Annotated in this window: 15 protein-coding genes and 1 pseudogene; 11 read left to right on the forward strand and 5 right to left on the reverse strand. The window is 45.8% G+C overall.

All coding sequences use genetic code 11. From position 1 onward, the window contains the following. Positions 1 to 9: 9 nt before the first annotated feature. The 3 genes from DWW10_RS19585 to DWW10_RS26490 all read right to left on the reverse strand — a co-directional run bounded on the left by DWW10_RS19585 (position 10) and on the right by DWW10_RS26490 (position 1,878). Entirely contained in the window at positions 10 to 1,116 is a 1,107-nt protein-coding gene (locus tag DWW10_RS19585; protein WP_118422140.1) for an efflux RND transporter periplasmic adaptor subunit, read from the reverse strand. Positions 1,117 to 1,234: 118 nt separating this feature from the next. Beyond that, complete coding sequence (locus DWW10_RS25910) at positions 1,235 to 1,576, reverse strand: hypothetical protein (protein ID WP_147350479.1); 342 nt, start codon at positions 1,574 to 1,576, stop codon at positions 1,235 to 1,237. Between the two features lie 155 nt (positions 1,577 to 1,731). Next, positions 1,732 to 1,878 carry a helix-turn-helix domain-containing protein gene (locus DWW10_RS26490; RefSeq protein WP_256141141.1) on the reverse strand — a complete coding sequence of 49 codons (147 nt, stop codon included), beginning with the start codon at positions 1,876 to 1,878 and terminating at the stop codon, positions 1,732 to 1,734. Between the two features lie 356 nt (positions 1,879 to 2,234). On the opposite strand from DWW10_RS26490, the gene DWW10_RS19595 reads away from it, so the two are divergent. The 6 genes and pseudogenes from DWW10_RS19595 to DWW10_RS26125 all read left to right on the forward strand — a co-directional run. Continuing rightward, positions 2,235 to 2,681 carry a DUF6769 family protein gene (locus tag DWW10_RS19595; protein ID WP_118487244.1) on the forward strand — a complete coding sequence of 149 codons (447 nt, stop codon included), beginning with the start codon at positions 2,235 to 2,237 and terminating at the stop codon, positions 2,679 to 2,681. A gap of 96 nt (positions 2,682 to 2,777) precedes the next feature. Further along, a complete protein-coding gene (locus tag DWW10_RS19600) occupies positions 2,778 to 4,292 on the forward strand; it encodes an efflux RND transporter periplasmic adaptor subunit (protein ID WP_118422142.1) in 1,515 nt (504 codons plus the stop codon). Between the two features lie 18 nt (positions 4,293 to 4,310). Then, positions 4,311 to 7,406, forward strand: coding sequence for an efflux RND transporter permease subunit (locus tag DWW10_RS19605; protein WP_118422143.1), 3,096 nt, complete (start codon positions 4,311 to 4,313; stop codon positions 7,404 to 7,406). A 4-nt stretch (positions 7,407 to 7,410) separates the two neighbouring features. Continuing rightward, positions 7,411 to 8,589, forward strand: coding sequence for a TolC family protein (locus tag DWW10_RS19610; RefSeq protein WP_118422144.1), 1,179 nt, complete (start codon positions 7,411 to 7,413; stop codon positions 8,587 to 8,589). A gap of 282 nt (positions 8,590 to 8,871) precedes the next feature. Continuing rightward, complete coding sequence (locus tag DWW10_RS19615) at positions 8,872 to 10,737, forward strand: heavy metal translocating P-type ATPase (protein WP_118422145.1); 1,866 nt, start codon at positions 8,872 to 8,874, stop codon at positions 10,735 to 10,737. Positions 10,738 to 10,756: 19 nt separating this feature from the next. Beyond that, positions 10,757 to 10,864 (forward strand): annotated as a pseudogene (locus DWW10_RS26125) (RteC domain-containing protein); the annotation flags it as partial. 893 nt (positions 10,865 to 11,757) lie between these two features. On the opposite strand, the gene DWW10_RS19620 reads toward DWW10_RS26125, so the two are convergent. Beyond that, the gene (locus tag DWW10_RS19620) at positions 11,758 to 12,315 is read right to left on the reverse strand and encodes an NAD(P)H-dependent oxidoreductase (RefSeq protein ID WP_118422157.1); all 558 of its coding nucleotides are present in this window, start codon (positions 12,313 to 12,315) and stop codon (positions 11,758 to 11,760) included. Between the two features lie 245 nt (positions 12,316 to 12,560). Here DWW10_RS19620 and ileS point away from each other — a divergent pair, with 245 nt between their 5' ends. Genes ileS through DWW10_RS19645 form a run of 5 tightly spaced genes read left to right on the forward strand, consistent with a single transcriptional unit; the run spans position 12,561 to position 18,402 of the window. Further along, the gene (gene ileS / locus DWW10_RS19625; protein ID WP_022391947.1) at positions 12,561 to 15,986 is read left to right on the forward strand and encodes an isoleucine--tRNA ligase; all 3,426 of its coding nucleotides are present in this window, start codon (positions 12,561 to 12,563) and stop codon (positions 15,984 to 15,986) included. A 28-nt stretch (positions 15,987 to 16,014) separates the two neighbouring features. Beyond that, positions 16,015 to 16,395 carry a TraR/DksA family transcriptional regulator gene (locus tag DWW10_RS19630; protein ID WP_007218473.1) on the forward strand — a complete coding sequence of 127 codons (381 nt, stop codon included), beginning with the start codon at positions 16,015 to 16,017 and terminating at the stop codon, positions 16,393 to 16,395. Positions 16,396 to 16,397: 2 nt separating this feature from the next. Continuing rightward, positions 16,398 to 17,072 carry a lipoprotein signal peptidase gene (locus DWW10_RS19635; protein WP_007214115.1) on the forward strand — a complete coding sequence of 225 codons (675 nt, stop codon included), beginning with the start codon at positions 16,398 to 16,400 and terminating at the stop codon, positions 17,070 to 17,072. Beyond that, positions 17,069 to 18,055, forward strand: a complete 987-nt coding sequence (locus DWW10_RS19640; protein WP_022391946.1) for a DUF4296 domain-containing protein — start codon at positions 17,069 to 17,071, stop codon at positions 18,053 to 18,055. The genes DWW10_RS19635 and DWW10_RS19640 overlap by 4 nt, the downstream gene beginning before the upstream one ends. A gap of 2 nt (positions 18,056 to 18,057) precedes the next feature. Beyond that, on the forward strand, positions 18,058 to 18,402 hold the full coding sequence (locus tag DWW10_RS19645; RefSeq protein ID WP_182021479.1) for a hypothetical protein: 345 nt from the start codon (positions 18,058 to 18,060) through the stop codon (positions 18,400 to 18,402). Here DWW10_RS19645 and DWW10_RS19650 read toward each other — a convergent pair. Beyond that, positions 18,353 to 19,114, reverse strand: coding sequence for a TrmH family RNA methyltransferase (locus tag DWW10_RS19650; protein WP_022391944.1), 762 nt, complete (start codon positions 19,112 to 19,114; stop codon positions 18,353 to 18,355). The two genes, DWW10_RS19645 and DWW10_RS19650, sit on opposite strands and share 50 nt — an antisense overlap. Positions 19,115 to 19,245 lie beyond the last annotated feature (131 nt).

The raw sequence follows: 19,245 nt of genomic DNA on the forward strand, positions 1-19,245 counted from the left end.
CCCCGGTGTTTAGTTGGCGTTCAGCAGATAGAAAGCACCGTCCGAAACATACTTTTCTCCGGATTGCAGGCCGGAAGTAATGACACTCTTGTCGCCATCCGTAGCAGAAGTTTCCACTTTCCGTTTCAGGAATTTATTGTTGCCCGAAGAGACCAGTACATACGCCTGTTCTTCTTCCTGCAAAATGGCGGAAGTCGGGATCAGAATGCTTTCAGCAGGTTCGTCAGTCAGTTTCACTGTGGCATACATGGCAGGCTTCATCAGTCGCTCTCTATTATCGCATGCCACTAATACTTCTACCGAACGTGTGTCTTCATCCAGCATTTCATTGATATGGTAGATTGTGCCGCTGAAGGTCTGGTTCGATTGCGATACCAGGGATATTTCCACTTTTTTCAATGAAGAGAGCAGGGACATATCTTTTTCTTTCACATTGGCAGCTACCCATACTTCATTCAGATCGGCTACCACGGCTACCGGGTCAGCATCGTCTTTCATAAATTGCCCGATTACAATGTTATTCTTCACTATTTCACCGGAAATGGGTGAGCGGACAATCATAGGCTGACCCAGTACTAACTGGTCCGGTTCTATCTGGAATACTTTCAGGGCAGCCAACGTATTTTCATAATCTTTCTTTTTCAATTCATAGTTCACTTCGGCTTCTTCCACTTCTTTTTGCGCACTTACTTTGTGTGCATACAAGTCCTGTTCGCGGCGCAGATTCTTGGAAGCCAGTTCCATTTCCTGCTTTGCCTGGTAGTAGACTTTTCCGGTTTCAAAGAAGTCGGGCGAACTGATTTCAAACAAGGGGCTGCCTTTATCCACTTTTTGTCCCAGACGGATAAAGGAACGCGTCACCCGTCCTGCAAACGGAGAGGCTATTTCTGCATAATGATTGGGGATGGCTTTCACGATGCCCGAAACTGTGAATGTTGTTTCATGCAATTCTTTCTGAACTTCGCTTATTTTCAGTTTCTTGGCGATGGGGGATTCCGAAGATACCACAATAGTATCTCCTGAGACAGAAAATTCCTGGTTTTCCTGTTCTTTTTGCTGACCGGTACAGGCATAGCACATCATGCCGGTCAGGCACAATAAATATATGTATTTCATTTCTTTGTCGTTATGATAAGAACTCGTTTTTCTTCATGTATTTTGGGAATAACAGATTAAGGTTTCGCATATGCTCTGTCTTTCAGGCTACATACGAAACTTAAATAATAAAATCTGTTCAGCATACATGACAGGGTGGAGAACGTAAATGGAAAGACCGGGCCGTGCGAACAATCCGGTTTGCTCCATGCAACAAGAAGATGAAACTTAGGAAAAATAAAATAAAGGGGACTATCGGTAACTCATGCGAACTGTCCAGGCATAATAAATTGAACCAGGAGACGGTTTCCCACTGTGCTTCTGTGTGCGAATGATGTGTGCCCGGCAGGTAAGGGTGGGAGTGAGTTACGAGAAAATTATCGACTACATGTGTATGGACAAAGGCTGTGTTTCCTACGTAGTAATAAACAAATACTACTATCAGTACATACTTTACGATGTTGGAAAGTAACCTTTTCACATGCAATGTTTTTGCTTTGGCTACAAAGGTAGTGAATATTACGTAAACCTATTATTTTTCGCCAAAGAACTTGAGGATACTCTAATAAAAGTGTTTGATGTGCTCCAATAGCGGATGAGTACAAAAAGGCTGCAAACAAAATATCTGTAACGATTTCAGTTTCCCCGAAACTCGCTTGGCGTCATACCCGTCATGCGTTTAAAGAAGCGGACGAAATATTGTGGATATTGGAAGCCGAGGGAAATACCAACTGGCGTGATGCTCTTTTGTGGATTCAGAAATAGTTCTTTCGCCGCTTCCAGTAATTTCTTCCGTAGATATTCTTTGGCAGACTTCTCGAAACGCTGCTAATACATCCTTGTTTAATTCATGCCGTTCGGTAAACTGACGGTTATAAAAACGAATACAATAATCGAGCAATAGCTGGATATGGAGGTATTGAAAAACGCAGAACGTATCAAAAACTACGGAGATGCAAGCCTCTTCCCCGATATGGGAGTAAGTTACTCTCAAAAGTCTTGCCCTGACGGGAAACAATCGCCCCTCCGAAGTCGGGCGATTAAGCGAAAAATAACGATTAAATGGCGATGGCTGAAATTTCCTACAAATTTTCTTCCGGTTGAATTTAAATTGGTTATATTTGCAAATTGAAAGAATTATGTTGGAACAACAAATGAAAAGAGCAATATCCATATTTTTTATATTGCTTGCCAATATTGCGATATTGGCCCATGCTGTTGTACCCCATCATCATCACAATAAGGTTTTTGCAGCAATCGTCAATGTTCTTGACGATGACGCACAAAAAGCACTGAATCATTCACACGACAGCGAGACACATCATCACGGTTCGAATTCGGAAGAATGCGCTATCAATGAAACGGTTGTCGCTGCTGTTTTCCGGTTACAGAAAGATAATAGCTTTGATTCAGGTTCTTTTGATTTCGACTATCAGTTCGATTTATTTTCAGCCGATATAGTCGTCGGTACAGTTGCTTCCGAACTCCTCGGGAGTTTGCCATTTGTTCCCAAACCTTATATTGCGGGCAGTCATCTCGATTATGTTGCTCGCGCCATCGGTCTTCGCGCACCTCCTATCTGTTAATTTTTTAATTATTTTTTACGCAACGTATGGCAGGCGATTTTCGCTTGTCCCAGGTTCGTATGTCCATTTATTTGCAACAAATTAAAAAATAACTAAATGAAATCATACATTTTATTCGCGGTGCTGCTTGTGGCAGTAACCGTAACAGGTTGCGGCAACCATCAGCACGAACACGCAGCAACCGAAGGAGAGCACGTGCATGAAGAAAATCTCCAGCTGACGGCATATAGCAACGACTTCGAGGTATACGCGGAAGCTACGCCTTTTGTCGCTGGAGAGGCAAGCGACATTCTTGCCCATTTTACGTTCCTTAAAAATTTCAAACCGCTCGAAGCCGGCAAGGTAACGGCAAGTTTGGTAGTCGGAACGGAGAGAATCAGTCAGGTATTGGAAAGTCCGTCTCGTCCGGGAGTTTATAAATTTATGCTTACTCCGAAAGTAGCGGGACCAGGAACCATACAGTTCGATATTCAAACGTCTGCGGGAAGCTCCCGAATTGTCGTACCGGAAATCACGGTATATAAGGATAAACATGACGCGCAACACGAGGCGGCAAAGGCTGTTGCAACAAGCAGTAACGGAATCGCTTTCATCAAGGAGATGAGCTGGAAAGTGAATTTCTCCACCGTTCCATGCCTCGATGAACCGTTCGGGCAAGTCATTCGCACGATGGCGCAAATTCAGCCGTCGCAAGGCGACGAACGTGTCATAACGGCAAAAACAAGCGGAATCGTTGCCATTCCGGAGGCCGGTCTGGTGGACGGAAAATCCGTGAATACCGGACAAACTCTGTTCTATATCGAGAGTGGAGACATGGCGGACAATAACCTTACCGTCCGTTATCGTGAAGCGGAAAGCAACTACAACTTGACCAAGAAGGAATACGAACGCAAGCAGGAACTCGCAAAAGACAGAATCGTATCCGAGAGCGAACTGCTTCAAGCTAAAGCAAACTATGAAGCGGCCGATGCGGTTTACAACAACCTGCGCAAGAACTTTTCCGCAGGCCGCCAATCGGTGACGGCTCCGATCGGAGGTTTCGTAAAACAACTGCTCGTTCGTAACGGCGAATATGTCGAGGCCGGACAACCGATCGTCGCCATCTCTCAAAATCGCAATCTTTTTATCAAAGCTGAAATCCAGCCTAAGTATTACCCGTTGTTGAGTAATATTTCGACGGCCCGTTTCCGCATGTTGAATGACGATAAGGTTTATACGCTGGATGACTTGAACGGTCGTCTGGTTTCATACGGGAAATCGGTGGAAACGAATAGCCCACTTCTTCCGGTCGTGTTTCAGGTAGACAACACCGCCGAAATGCTGCCGGGTTCATTCGTCGAAATGTATATCAGGACTCGCGGCGAGCAGTCGGTCATTACCGTACCGAACGTGTCGCTTGTGGAGGAGATGGGCAACTATTTCGTCTATGTCCAGCTGACTCCGGAGTATTTCGAGAAACGGGAAGTGAAAATCGGCCAAACGGACGGGGTGCGGACGGAAATCCTTTCCGGCCTGAACGGACAGGAACGAGTGGTCGCTAAAGGGGCTGTTTTGGTAAAACTCGCACAAGCAACGGGTTCGCTCGACGCTGAATCGGGACACGCTCATTAAAGAAGGGAGGACAGCTTTATGGAATTCATAAATGGAATAATCCGGTTCTCGTTGAAGAACCGGCTGGTTGTTCTGTTGGGAGCCGTGTTGCTTATAGTAGGCGGATTTTACTCCTCACAGAAGATGGATATAGATGTGTTCCCCGACCTGACAGCTCCGACGGTCGTTGTCATGACCGACGCGCACGGCATGGCAGCTGAAGAGGTGGAACGTCTGGTTACTTTTCCGATCGAGACCGCGGTAAATGGAGCGACGAATGTACGTCGGGTGCGTTCGGCTTCCATGCAGGGTTTCTCTTTCGTCTGGGCGGAGTTCAACTGGGGTATGGATATTTTTCAGGCGCGGCAGATTGTTTCTGAAAAAATGGTCGCTCTCGGAAATGCCCTTCCTACGGGAATCACTCCCGTACTCGCGCCTCAATCCAGCATCATGGGCGAAATCCTGCTGATCGGATTGCAGGCTGACACGACCTCGATGATGGAACTTCGCACACTTGCCGATTGGGTAATCAAGCCCGCCATACTCGCCACGGGCGGAGTGTCGCAGGTGACGAATATCGGAGGAGAACTGAAACAATACCAGATTCTCGCCGATCCACAAAAAATGGATGCTTACGGTGTTACGCTTGCCGAACTGGAAGAGGTTGGGAAAACATTCAGCAACAATTCCGTGGGCGGAGTGATCCGAGACTATGACAATGAATACGCTTTGCGGGGCATGGCCCGGACGACCGATTTGGAGGAACTCGGCAGTACGTTCGTAAAGAGGGCTAACGGGCAACCCGTTGTCCTTTCCGATGTCGCCGATGTGGTAATCGGTCATGCCGTAAAGATGGGAAACGCCTCGCAGGATGCAAAACCCGCCGTTATCCTTGCCGTTTCGAAACAACCCAATATCAATACCCTGAACGTAACGGAGAAAATCGAGACGAACTTGCGGGAGATCCGAAAATCGCTTCCCGCGGATGTCCGGATGGACACGCGCATTTTCCGTCAGGCAGACTTTATCGAAGCCTCCGTGAATAATGTGGGACAATCGTTGCTCGAAGGGGCACTGTTCGCGGTGGTTGTTCTTGTAATCTTTTTGGCGAGTTTCCGCACCACGCTTATTTCTGTCGTTGCCATTCCTCTTTCATTGTTGGGTACATGTGTCGTACTCTATCTGCTGGGAATGGACATCAATACCATGACCTTGGGAGGTATGTGTATCGCCATCGGCTCGTTGGTGGACGATGCGATTATCGATGTGGAAAACGTATATAAACGATTGCGTCAGAACCATAACAAACCCAAAGAAGAACGACAGCCTGTCTTTACAGTTGTGTTTGAAGCCTCGAAAGAGATACGGGCTTCGATTCTGAACGCCACGTTTATCATTATGGTGGCATTCGTTCCGTTGTTCTTCCTGACGGGGATGGAAGGTCGCATGCTGAAACCGCTGGGAACCGCATATATTATCTCGCTGTTCATGTCGCTGATCGTGGCGATGACCGTAACCCCGTTACTCTGCAAGATGATGCTGTCCGACGACAAGTATTTAAATAAGAATGAAAAAGACAGCTGGCTGACACGGAAACTCTCCGCTGGATATTTCAAATCGCTGGCATGGGTTCTTGACAACAAGAAAAAGGTAGTAGGAACAGTCCTCGCATTCTTTATCGTAGCCATAGCTCTGTTCGCCACGATGGGACGAAGTTTCCTGCCCGAATTCAATGAGGGATCGGCAGTGGTTTCCGCCGTCGCCAAACCCGGCGTATCGCTCGAAGTAAACGATCGGTTAGGGGACATGATGGAGAAGGAACTGATGAAAGTTCCGGAAGTAACGGGTACTGCTCGTCGTACCGGTAGAGGAGAATTGGACGAACATTCACAATCGACCAACAGTGCCGAACTGGATGTTCAGTTTGCTCTGAAAGACCGTAGTCGGGAAGAGGTTTTTAACGATATGCGGGAACGGCTGGCAGGCATTCCCGGAGTAGCAGCTACGATCGGACAACCGCTCGGCCACCGCATCGACCACATGTTGTCGGGAACACGAGCCAATATTGCAATCAAACTGTTCGGTACGGAATTGAGCCGTATGTTCATGTTGGGGAACCAGATCAAAAGTTCTATCGAAGGTATTGATGGTCTGGTCGATATCAGTGTGGAGCAGCAGGTCGAAACGCCCCAGCTTCAGGTGCAGGCCAATCGTGCAGCGTTGGCAAAATACGGGATTACATTGGAGGATTTCAATGAGTTCATCGAAATGGCTTTCGCTGGAGAAAAGATTGCGGATATGTACGAGGGACAACGGAAGTTCGACATCGTACTGCGTCTCGACAAAAACTATACGGAAAGTATGGATGGAGTACGCAAGGCTCTTATCGATACGGGAGATGGCAGGAAAATACCTTTGGAGGAAGTCTCCGAAATCGTGTCTGTCGGAGGCCCCAATACGATTACCCGTGAGAATGTGCAGCGTAAGCTCGTAGTGTCAGCCAATGTTTCGGGGCGTGATGTGGGCAGCGTTGTCCGCGACATACAAAAGGCGATCGATGAGAACATCTCTCTTCCCGAAGGCTACCGTGTGGAATACGGAGGACAGTTCGAGAGTGCGCAAAGCGCATCCCGCACGCTTTTCCTTACGACCGTTCTGGCATTGACCATCATCTTCTTGCTGTTGTACGGGGAATTCAAGAATGTTTCGTTGGCGGTCATCGTATTGCTGAACCTGCCCTTTGCGCTTATCGGCGGTGTTATGGCCGTATTCTTTGCTTCGGGAGTAATCAGTATTCCATCCATTATCGGATTCATCACGCTGTTCGGTATCGCCACGCGAAACGGTATTCTGCTTATTTCAAAATACCGGCATTTGCAGGAAGCAGGGACTCCGCTGCATGAAACGGTGCTGCATGGCTCGATCGACCGTCTCAACCCGATTCTTATGACGGCACTGACTTCCGCTCTGGCTTTGATTCCATTGGTATTCAACGGCGACAAGGCCGGAAATGAGATTCAAAGCCCTATGGCCATCGTGGTATTGGGCGGTCTTCTGACCTCGACCTTGCTCAATATCTACGTGATGCCGGTCGTGTATGAATGGTTTGCAAAAAGAAAATTAAACAGTAAATAAGGGTATGAAAAAAATAATATTGAGCATCATCGTATTATTCTCCGTATTGTCTGTATCCGGTCAGGATGTATATACCTCCGTTCTGGAGCAGATAGAGCAGAACAGTACGACATTGGAAGCTCTGAAAGAACAGATGGAAGCTCAAAAGCTGGGTAACAAGACGGGTATCAATCCCGCCAATCCCGAAGTGGAATTCGGATACTTGTGGGGAAGTCCCTCCGCGATAGGTAATCGTAAGGACATAAATATTCGGCAAACGTTCGACTTCCCGACGGTATACGCACAGCGCAGCCGTTTGTCCGATTTGCAGAACAACAGTGCGGAATACCAGTATAAATCCCAACGGATGGAGCTGTTGCTGTCGGCTAAGACGTTCTGTATCGAACTGGTCTATTACAACGCACTCGGCAAACTGTACGAACGTCAGTTAGATAACGCGAAACAGATTGCGGAGGCTTACGAACGGATGAAGCAGACAGGCGATGCCAATCAGCTCGAATATAACAAGGCCGTTTTGAACTACACCAACATGGACAACGAAGTGAAGCGGATAAACCTTGAATGCAAAAGGCTGTTGTCAGAACTGTCGCGGCTCAACGGGGGAAATCCGATAGTTTTCGACCGGGCAGTTTACGAAACCGCCGTATTGCCTGCGGATTTTGAGAATTGGTATGCACAAGCCGAGGCTGAAAACCCTGCATTGTCGTATCTCAAATCGCAAGTGGAGATAGACAATCGTCAAGTAAAACTATCCCGTGCCTCGTCGTTGCCCAAATTCTCCGTAGGCTATATGGGAGAGTTCGTCGCAGGACAAAAATTTCAGGGTGCAACGATCGGAATGTCCATTCCCTTGTGGGAAAACAAGAATAAGGTAAAACAGGCCAAGGCGACTGTAAAGGCGTCCGAGCGGATTGTGGAAGACGCAAGAATGCAATATTACAACCGCTTGAAGAATCTATACGTGCAGGTGTCCGGGTTGCAGAACAATGTCAGACAATACAATTCCGTGTTCGAGCAGAACGACAATGGTGATTTGTTATTCAAGGCATATCGTAACGGGGAAATATCCTTGCTGAATTATCTACTTGAGATGGAATATTATTTCGTTGCCTACAACAAAAGATTGCAGGCAGAGCGGGATTTGGAATTGGCATTGGCTGAACTTCTGGCAGCTATGTTATGACACCGACAGTCAGGAAGCCGGCCGTAAGACGGGCTATAAGTCTTGCGATTGGTATTATTACAGGCGTGATTGTGTGGAATTTTGTACTGAAATGCGATGATCCGCATTGCCCGATACGATATTACCACTTGTTTTGCTGTCTGACAATCTTTCCTTCTCTTTCATGGACTACGGGAGAAGCATTGTTTGCACCGCAAAATACCCCCCCGAAGAAAAAACGTAAACGATAAATGATTATAGGCGGAGGATCATATCCGCCTATATTCTCAATGAATTATAAAAATGAAACATATAATAGCTTTTTTAGAAGGAGTAAAGATGACTGTTGCAGGCGGTATTGCACTTGCAGTCAGTCTGGTATTGATGCTGGCCGATATCGAAGTCATACTCGATCCGGCTTGGATTACGATTGTTATCTGCGGCATTCCGTTGCTTTATCTTGCCGTTACCCGGTTGATTTTTCAACGGTGGGTATCATCGGCGTTGCTTATCTGTATTGCAATGGTGGCTTGCATTTATATCGGTGAGCTGTTTGCAGCCGGCGAGGTGGCATTCATCATGGCTGTCGGCGCGTTGCTGGAGGAATATACGGTAAACAGAGCCAAGCGAGGGATTGGCAAATTGATAAGTATGGCACCGGAACAAGGCCGACGAATCATCCTGCGCGATGGTAAAGAGGTGGAAGAGATGGTAGCGGCGGCGGAAATCAAGGTGGGCGACCTGCTGCGTGTTCTGCCCGGAGAGCGTATAGCCGTAGATGGAAAGATTATCAGCGGAACGACCTCCGTAGATCAGTCCATTATGACCGGGGAATCGCTGCCTGTCGATAAGAAAGCGGGCGATAACGTGTTCTGCGGTACAATGAATTGCTACGGTTCGGTCGATATTCGGGCAACCAGAGTGGGAGAAGATTCCTCTTTACAGAAAATGATCGAGCTGGTCAAAGAGGCCGAAAACAAGAAAGCCCCGATGCAGCGGATTGTGGACAAATGGGCTGCATGGCTCGTTCCCGTCGCCTTGCTGATAGCCGTTGCCGCTTATTTCATTACCGGAGATTTGGTTCGTGCCGTAACGGTTCTGGTCGTATTCTGCCCGTGTGCGTTGGCGTTGGCTACCCCCGTGTCGATTATAGCAGGCATCGGTCAGGCTACGAAATTCGGCGTGCTGATCAAGTCAGGTGAGGCTTTGGAACGTATGGGAAAAGTAAATTGCATTACGTTCGACAAAACGGGAACACTGACTGAAGGTAATCTTACGGTCAGCGATGTGATCAGTTTTGTTCCCGACAAGAATGAGACGGAGATATTACGACTCACGGCATCCGCTGAATTGCGTTCCGAACATCCGCTCGGAAAAGCCATCGTAAAATATTGGCTCGACCGGAAAGGCGAACCGGCAGCTGCGAATTGCTTCAGAATGATTCCCGGCAAAGGAATCGAAGCCGAAATAGACGGGCAACGGGTGTTGTGCGGGAAAAGCGATTTTCTGGAAGAACATGGAATTGTTCTCGATAATAGTATGCGGCTTGCACTCGACACCCTGCGCAATGATGGTAAAGCCTCTGTCCTGACGGCACTCGATCAAAGATGCATCGGCCTTATCGCCCTATCCGATATAATACGTTCCGAAGCCCGTGGTATGGTCTCCGAATTGGAATGTATGGGGGTGGATGTCGTTGTTTTGACAGGCGACAACAGATTGTCTGCCGATTATCTGGCCAAGCGTATAGGGATTAAGAACATACGTGCAGAACTTTTGCCCTCTGAAAAGGTTTCGGCTATTACGGAACTACAACAGGAAGGGCACAACGTATGTATGATAGGCGACGGCGTAAACGACGCTCCGGCTTTGAAAACAGCAGATGTGGGTGTAGCTATGGGGGGCATGGGCAGCGACATTGCTATTGAATCCGCCGACATAGCATTGATGGGCGACGATATTGCCAAAATCCCTTACTTGAAACGGTTGTCGAATGCTGTCATTCGTTCCATCAAAGTCAATATCTCACTTTCGATGGCCATCAATTTCGTAGCGATAACCCTTTCCGTATTGGGATTACTGAACCCTATTACGGGAGCATTGGTGCATAATGCAGGATCAGTATTGGTGGTGCTCAATGCGGCATTGCTGTATGACAGAAAATTGTAAATGCAAATTAAGGGTGTATGACATCAAACGGCGTAAGAGAGAGAGTCGCACCTATTTTCTTGACAAGATGCGCGAGCGTCTGAAACTACGGATGCAACGCGACGATGAAAAAGAACGGGAGCGGTGACGCTGATTAGATAATGCGGATGGAAAGTTCTGTCCGCATTTTGCATAAACTCAATCGTCGTGCCATTTTTAAGAAAACGCTATATTTGCATAGAGTTGTCCGACGAGATACAAAGCGTAGCAGTTCAGCGCAGTTACATGGTCGCTAAATCTTTACCAATAACTTCTCAATCTCCACTCTACGCTGTCATTCCGACAGATACAAAAAAATTTCTTATCCTCATTAAAGATAAGAAGCTTTCTGCTATTTATAATCCTTGAGTATATATAGTCTGTTCCATTTTTTCTGCAAGGGAAACAAAAGGTTAGCCCAAACAATGTATTATCATATATTTAATACTGCCAATGCTCTCATAAAAAAAGTCCTCCTTCTTCCTCTTATACATTTCATTATTAAATGACTTCTTTTAGGCGAATGAATTAATACTCTGAAATCATGACACCTAAAACAACTCAGTAATAACTGCAAACAGCGTTTTTAAAGAATAACCGGAACGTTTTTTAAGAATGTATCCAACGTTTATTAACAGCCCCAAAATGAGCTTTAAGCCCTAACTTGAATATAAATCAACAAAAAAGGTGGCAAATCCTTGTGAGGAAATACCACCTTATCTTCTTTTTTGCCTATTATTATTCCAGATGCCGAACATCTGAAATAACTATAATCTATTTGATTTGCTAACGAGTAAACCACGCATAATTATCCGGCATACAGCCTATCTTACATAAAATATCTGTCAAATTAATGCACCGTTTAAAGGCTTCTGAAAAAGAAAGACTAACTTTTGCCATTTTACTAAAGGTTTAGGTTTATAATAAAACTCAGCTTAAAGCTTCTACAAAGATACAACATCGTAAAGGCAAAATCAAGTGTTTTGGCTGATACTTTACACTTTACCAGCTATCTTCCGATTTATCTTTCCCGATAAGTGCCATCACCCGTTTTTTATAAAGATCTGCTGCCAGGGCAATATTCTTTTCCGCATCGGATGTTCCCATACCATACACCACGAAAGGAGTCTGCCATACCATCCCTGCATGCACAGCACCACCCTGATAAGGACGCAAAAGTTCATCCACCGTGAAACGATTTCTTCCTCCACTTCGGTACGCCTCAAATTCAGAACCGGTAGTGGTAGCCACCAACAAAGGCTTACCGGCTACTGCCGGAGTTTTTGCCAAATAGGTAAATATCCCGTCCTGCCATTTCTTTAGTAAAGATGGTGCCGACATCCAATAAAACGGGAACTGGTATATCACCGCATTGGCATGAGATATAATCCGGCTCCATGCATCCATATTGAGAATATCTTGCTCTGACATCTCGTATAGATTAAATATAGCCACATCTTCTATATCCTTTATGGCATCAAGCAGGGCTTTATTGGCTTGTGAGTTTTCCATGTTGGGGTGTGCCAGAAGTACCACAACCTTTTTTAGATCTTTGTCCATACTATTATTTTTGATGTTTTGTTTGGGTGAATAATCAATTATGACAGGCAAAAATAACAAAAAGATTTGTGAATAACACTTCTTTGAAGAGCCGTATTCCATTTAGATATGTTTTTTTCTATTCAATAATATCTTTTCTCTAACTTTTTTGTAACTTTGCACCCTTAAAATAAGGAGGGTCGCTTTAGCACGTCTCAAAGTGCCCCCTTAATCGTTAAATTGTAAATAGTTAAATTGCAAATAAGATGGGTAAGAAGTTTGCCGAATATTCGCAGTTCGACCTCTCAAAGGTAAACGCGGAAGTGTTGAAGAAATGGGACGAGAACCAGGTTTTCGCCAAGAGTATGACAGAACGTGAAGGCTGTCCTTCTTTCGTTTTTTATGAAGGACCGCCCTCTGCCAACGGTATGCCGGGCATTCACCACGTAATGGCTCGCTCCATCAAAGATATTTTCTGCCGTTACAAAACCATGAAGGGTTTCCTGGTGAAACGTAAAGCCGGCTGGGACACACACGGACTTCCTGTGGAACTGGGTGTGGAAAAAGCAATGGGTATCACCAAGGAAGATATCGGTAAAACGATTTCCGTAGCCGACTATAACGCTGCCTGCCGCAAAGATGTGATGAAGTTCACCAAAGAATGGGAAGATCTGACTCACAAGATGGGGTATTGGGTAGACATGACCGATCCTTATATCACCTACGACAACCGCTACATCGAAACCTTGTGGTGGCTGTTGAAGCAGCTCTATACAAAAGGGTATCTTTATAAAGGATACACCATACAGCCGTATTCTCCCGCTGCCGGAACAGGACTGAGCTCACACGAATTGAACCAGCCCGGTTGCTACCGCGACGTGAAGGATGTGACTTGTGTGGCACAGTTCAAGATGAAGAACCCGAAGCCGGAAATGGCAGAGTGGGGAACTCCGTACTTCTTAGCATGGACCACGACTCCGTGGACATTGCCTTCGAATACCGCGCTTTGTGTAGGCCCGAAGATAGATTATGTAGCCGTACAAAGCTACAACGGATACACCGGAGAGAAAATCACCGTTGTACTTGCCAAAGCTTTGCTTTACACGCATTTCAATAAGAAAGCGGAAGACATCGCCTTGGAAGATTACAAACCGGGAGATAAGCTGATACCGTTCAAAATTGTAGGAGAATATAAAGGTCCGGAACTTGTAGGTATGGAATATGAGCAACTGATACCTTGGGTGAATCCGGGTGAAGGTGCATTCCGTGTAATCTCAGGTGACTATGTGACTACGGAAGACGGTACAGGTATCGTACATATCGCTCCGACATTCGGTGCCGACGATGCCCAGGTAGCGAAAGCCGCCGGTGTTCCGCCGTTGCAACTCATCAATAAGAAAGGTGAACTCCGCCCGATGGTGGACCTGACCGGTAAGTTCTATAAATTGGACGAGTTGGACGAAAACTTCGTGAAAGAGCGTGTAAACGTAGATTTATATAAGGAATATGCAGGCCGTTTCGTGAAGAACGATTACGATCCGAATCTGACAGATCAGGACGAAAGTCTCGACGTAAGTCTCTGCATGATGATGAAAGCCAACAACCAGGCGTTCAAGATAGAGAAGCATGTGCACAATTATCCGCACTGCTGGCGTACGGACAAACCGGTATTGTATTATCCGTTGGATAGCTGGTTCATCCGCTCTACCGCTTGCAAAGACCGCATGATAGAGCTGAACAAGACGATCAACTGGAAACCGGAAAGCACCGGTACGGGACGTTTTGGCAAGTGGCTGGAAAATTTGAATGACTGGAACCTGAGCCGTTCACGTTACTGGGGTACTCCGCTGCCTATCTGGCGCACGGAAGACAACAGCGAGGAAATCTGCATCGGTTCGGTTGAAGAGCTTTATAATGAAATAGAGAAATCCGTAGCTGCCGGATTCATGAAGTCCAATCCTTATAAGGATAAAGGTTTCGTACCCGGTGAGTACAATGGAGAAAATTATGATAAGATAGACTTGCACCGTCCGTATGTGGATGATATCATCCTCGTATCCAAAGACGGCAAGCCCATGAAGCGTGAAGCAGACCTGATAGACGTATGGTTCGATTCCGGTGCCATGCCGTATGCACAAATCCACTATCCGTTCGAGAACAAAGAATTGCTGGATAGCCATCAGGTTTACCCTGCCGACTTTATCGCCGAAGGTGTGGATCAGACTCGCGGTTGGTTCTTTACGCTCCATGCAATCGCTTCAATGGTATTCGATACCATTTCTTACAAAGCTGTTATCTCTAACGGATTGGTACTTGACAAGAATGGTAACAAGATGTCCAAGCGTCTGGGCAATGGTGTAGATCCTTTCTCAACTATCGAGAAATACGGGTCCGACCCCTTACGTTGGTACATGATCATCAATTCTTCTCCGTGGGATAACCTGAAATTCGACGTAGACGGCATCGAAGAAGTTCGTCGTAAATTCTTCGGTACATTATATAATACGTATTCTTTCTTCTCCCTCTACGCCAATGTAGATGGATTCGAATACAAGGAAGCTGACGTGCCGATGGCTGAACGCCCTGAAATCGACCGTTGGATACTCTCTGTACTGAATACACTGGTGAAAGAAGTGGATACTTGCTATAGCGAATACGAGCCGACAAAGGCCGGACGTCTGATATCCGACTTCGTAAACGACAACCTCTCCAACTGGTACGTTCGTCTGAACCGTAAACGTTTCTGGGGTGGTGAATTTACGCAAGATAAGTTATCTGCATACCAGACTCTGTACACTTGTCTGGAAACCGTTGCCAAATTGATGTCGCCCATCGCTCCGTTCTATGCAGACAAGCTCTATATGGACTTGGTTACTGCAACGGGACGCGACAACGTGGTATCCGTACACCTGGCTAAATTCCCCGAATATAGGGAGGAAATGATAGACAAGGAACTGGAAGTCCGCATGCAAATGGCACAAGACGTAACTTCTATGGTATTGGCTTTGCGCCGCAAGGTGAACATCAAAGTACGCCAGCCGCTGCAATGTATCATGATACCGGTAGTGGACGAGGAACAACGTGCCCACATCGAAGCAGTAAAGGCACTTATCATGAGCGAAGTGAACGTGAAGGATATCAAGTTCGTAGACGGTGCCGCCGGTGTGCTGGTGAAGAAAGTGAAATGTGACTTCAAGAAGATGGGACCGAAATTCGGCAAACAGATGAAAGCCGTAGCTGCCGCTGTAGCAGAAATGTCACAGGAAGCTATCGCCGAACTGGAAAAGAACGGTTCTTATACTTTGCAACTGGATGGTACGGATGTGCTTGTGGAAGCTACTGACGTAGAAATCTTCAGCGAAGACATTCCGGGATGGCTGGTTGCCAACGAAGGAAAGCTGACTGTTGCCTTGGATGTAACCGTAACAGAAGAGCTTCGCCGCGAAGGTATTGCCCGTGAACTGGTTAATCGTATTCAAAATATTCGCAAGTCAAGCGGTTTGGAGATAACAGACAAAATAAAGATTACATTATCAAAAAATCAGCAAACAGATGATGCGGTAAACGAATATAAAGACTATATTTGTAACCAGGTTTTAGGAACCTCACTGACGCTGACCGATGAGGTGGAAAACGGCACGGAACTTAACTTTGACGATTTCTCCCTGTACGTAAGCGTTGTAAAAGAATAATAATACTAACGATTTAACACGTAAAGTTATGGCAGAAAAAACAAGATACTCGGATGCTGAATTGGAAGAATTCCGCGCCATTATTAATGAGAAGTTAGAATTGGCACAACGCGATTATGAATTGCTGAAAGCCAGTTTAACCGGAGCCGATGGTAATGATACCGACGATACGTCTCCTACGTACAAAGTTTTGGAAGAAGGTGCCAACACCTTGTCCAAAGAAGAAACGACACGCCTGGCTCAACGTCAGTTGAAGTTTATCCAGGGTTTGCAGGCCGCATTGGTACGCATCGAGAACAAAACGTATGGTATTTGCCGTGAAACAGGTAAGTTGATTCCTGCCGAACGTTTACGTGCTGTGCCCCATGCTACACTGAGCATTGAGGCCAAAAATAACGGTAAGAAGTAAGGATGAACAAATACCTCACGAAAGGTCGCATTGCGCTGCTCGTTATTTTCTCGGTATTAATTGCTGACCAGATAATCAAGATCTATGTCAAGACTCACATGTATTGGCATCAGAGTGAAAACGCCATAAAATGGCTTTATGAGAAGCTGGGCATGGTAGATGCAGAACCGCCTACATGGTTTTATATTTACTTTACCGAGAATAACGGTATGGCGTTCGGTATGGAGATATTCGGTAAGTTATTCCTTACCTTGTTCCGTATTGTTGCCGTAGGAGCGATAGGGTGGTATTTAACGAGAATAATCAAGCAGGGCTTGAAGACAGGCTATATCGTATGCGTATCTCTGATTCTTACGGGAGCGTTGGGTAACATCATCGATAGTGTATTCTATGGTGTGTTGTTCAATGAGAGTACACATTCGCAGATAGCTTCATTCCTGCCGGAAGGCGGAGGATATGCTCCTTTGTTCTACGGAAAGGTGGTGGATATGTTCTATTTCCCTATCATTGATACGAACTGGCCTCAATGGATGCCGTTGGTAGGTGGGGATCATTTCATATTCTTCAGCCCGATATTCAACCTTGCCGATGCCGCTATCAGTTGTGGTATCATTGCCCTGTTATTATTTTACAGCAAATATTTGAATGACTCTTATCATGCAATAAAGAAATCATGAAAGGTCTGCATCGAATTCAATGGTTTAGCATATTCCTGTTAGCATCTTGTTTGACAGCCTGTCAGGTGAAAAGACCGAAGGTGGTCATATCGGATGCTAAGATGGAAAATGTGCTTTATGACTACCATATAGCAAAGGCTATGGGGGAAGAAGTCCCTTATACCGATGGTTATAAAAGGGTGTTGTACATTGAATCGGTGTTTAAAAAACATGGCATTACGCAAGCCGAATTTGACTCTTCAATGGTTTGGTTCACGCGTAATCCGGAAGTACTCACCAAGATTTATGAGAAAGTAAACGCAAGGCTGAAAGCGGAGCGGGATGTTGTCAATCATTTAATTGCCATACGTGACAATAAACCGAAGGAAAGTCTTCCGGGGGACAGCATTGATGTATGGGCATGGCAACGTATCTATCAGCTGACAGGTATGCCGATGGACAACAAGATTACTTTCGTATTACCCTCAGATACCAACTTTAAAGACCGCGATACTTTGCGGTGGAACGTTCGTTTCCGCTTCCACAACGGTGCGCCAGATTCCTTATATGCTCCCGTCATGGCTATGCAGATTGTCTATAAGGACAGCATAATCAGTGATATTCAGAAAGTATATAAATCAGGTGTGGAAACGGTTTCCCTCTTTGCCGATACGTTGGGAGAAATCCGGGAAATACGTGGGTATATCTATTACCCCGCAGCACAGGCTACCCGTACATTGCTGACCGACCGCATTTCACTGATGCGTTATCATGCTACGGATACACTGTCGTTTGCTAAGAATGATTCCATTCAGAAAGATTCTGTTAAGACAGAGAAAATAGAACCTCAGGAACTCAAGAAAGAGGAACTGAAACCTGTGGAAGAGAAGATAAATGATAATCCGCGTAGACGTGATGCTGCCCGTCCTCGTCCGTCTTCGGAACCTACACTGAAGAAGTTGGACAATCCGGAACACGTTCAATTCCGTAAAGATAATCCCTGATGATCAAACGATTTGCTTCACACTTTATTTTTCTGCCCGGACATGGTTATCTCAAACAATATGTGGTAGGGGCGGAAGAAGGACAAGTCGTGTCCGCCTTTCCCTTGACAGAGGAGATAGAAAGAGTGGAATGGTTTCCCGGAGTCATTGCTTTATTGAATAATGAAGAAGATATTTCCAAAGGGTACTCCGGTATATTTCAGAAAGCAAATGAAGTATTACAGGAACTTCCGGAAGTTTTCTGCCAAGAAACGTTTCCTTCCGGAATAAATGCTTATCTACTTTATCCTTTCGATTTTACAACGATGCTGCCTGTCGACGGAACTCGGCACAGACTACTGCGGTAGCAATTGCCACATTCAGTGACTCGGACGTTTCCCTCTCTGCGGGATAATTGGGAATATAAAGTTTGCGGTTAATGAGTTGCTCCACTTCTTTCCCGATTCCGTTGCCTTCATTACCCATCACAATCAATCCGTTGGATGATAATTTCTGTGTGTACATATTTTCTCCATCGAGGAAAGTGCCGTAAACTGGCATATCCTTCAGGCTTTGAATGAGGTCGGGCAGGGGAGTATAGTGCAGTTTCACACGGGCAATGCCTCCCATGGTGGCTTGAACCGTCTTTGGATTATATACATCTACGGTGTTCGGGGAACAGAAGATATGCTCTATACCAAACCAGTCTGCCAAGCGAATGATAGTGCCCAGATTTCCCGGATCTTGCACATCGTCCAGCGCCAGGCAGAGTGAATGGCTGATAACGGAAGCATCCGTTTCATATTCCGGCTGTTCGAATACGGCAAGTACTTGCTGGGGAGTTTTCAATAAGCTGGCACGGGAAAGGTCTTCATCAGACACTTCCGAAACATCTTCTACCGGAAGCTTGGAATGTTGCGATAACCATTCGGGCGTAGCTGCCAGAAAGCGGCAGGGAAAATGTCCTAACAAATCGCCTACCAGTTTAGGACCCTCTGCCAGAAAGACTTTTTCTGTTTTACGATTCTTCTTCAGCTCCAACGAGTGGATATATTTGATGCGGTTTTTGCTCAGTGCCATAGCTTAAATGTTATCGTTTGGCAAAAGTACGTGATTATTTCTATATAATCAAAAAACGGAACACACTTCATCCGGTTTTTTATTTCGGAAAAGAAAAAATAGATTTATATTTGTAGTCAATTATGCGCAAT

The organism is Bacteroides intestinalis (genome assembly GCF_003464595.1).
Lineage (GTDB): Bacteria > Bacteroidota > Bacteroidia > Bacteroidales > Bacteroidaceae > Bacteroides > Bacteroides intestinalis_A.

Excerpts from the sequence above, each read along its gene's own strand:
- DWW10_RS19585 (WP_118422140.1), bottom strand. The coding sequence starts at position 1,116 with ATGAAATACATATATTTATTGTGCCTGACCGGCATGATGTGCTATGCC.
- DWW10_RS19595 (WP_118487244.1), top strand. The coding sequence starts at position 2,235 with ATGTTGGAACAACAAATGAAAAGAGCAATATCCATATTTTTTATATTG.
- DWW10_RS19600 (WP_118422142.1), top strand. The coding sequence starts at position 2,778 with ATGAAATCATACATTTTATTCGCGGTGCTGCTTGTGGCAGTAACCGTA.
- DWW10_RS19605 (WP_118422143.1), top strand. The coding sequence starts at position 4,311 with ATGGAATTCATAAATGGAATAATCCGGTTCTCGTTGAAGAACCGGCTG.
- DWW10_RS19610 (WP_118422144.1), top strand. The coding sequence starts at position 7,411 with ATGAAAAAAATAATATTGAGCATCATCGTATTATTCTCCGTATTGTCT.
- DWW10_RS19615 (WP_118422145.1), top strand. The coding sequence starts at position 8,872 with ATGAAACATATAATAGCTTTTTTAGAAGGAGTAAAGATGACTGTTGCA.
- DWW10_RS19620 (WP_118422157.1), bottom strand. The coding sequence starts at position 12,315 with ATGGACAAAGATCTAAAAAAGGTTGTGGTACTTCTGGCACACCCCAAC.
- ileS (WP_022391947.1), top strand. The coding sequence starts at position 12,561 with ATGGGTAAGAAGTTTGCCGAATATTCGCAGTTCGACCTCTCAAAGGTA.
- DWW10_RS19630 (WP_007218473.1), top strand. The coding sequence starts at position 16,015 with ATGGCAGAAAAAACAAGATACTCGGATGCTGAATTGGAAGAATTCCGC.
- DWW10_RS19635 (WP_007214115.1), top strand. The coding sequence starts at position 16,398 with ATGAACAAATACCTCACGAAAGGTCGCATTGCGCTGCTCGTTATTTTC.
- DWW10_RS19640 (WP_022391946.1), top strand. The coding sequence starts at position 17,069 with ATGAAAGGTCTGCATCGAATTCAATGGTTTAGCATATTCCTGTTAGCA.
- DWW10_RS19650 (WP_022391944.1), bottom strand. The coding sequence starts at position 19,114 with ATGGCACTGAGCAAAAACCGCATCAAATATATCCACTCGTTGGAGCTG.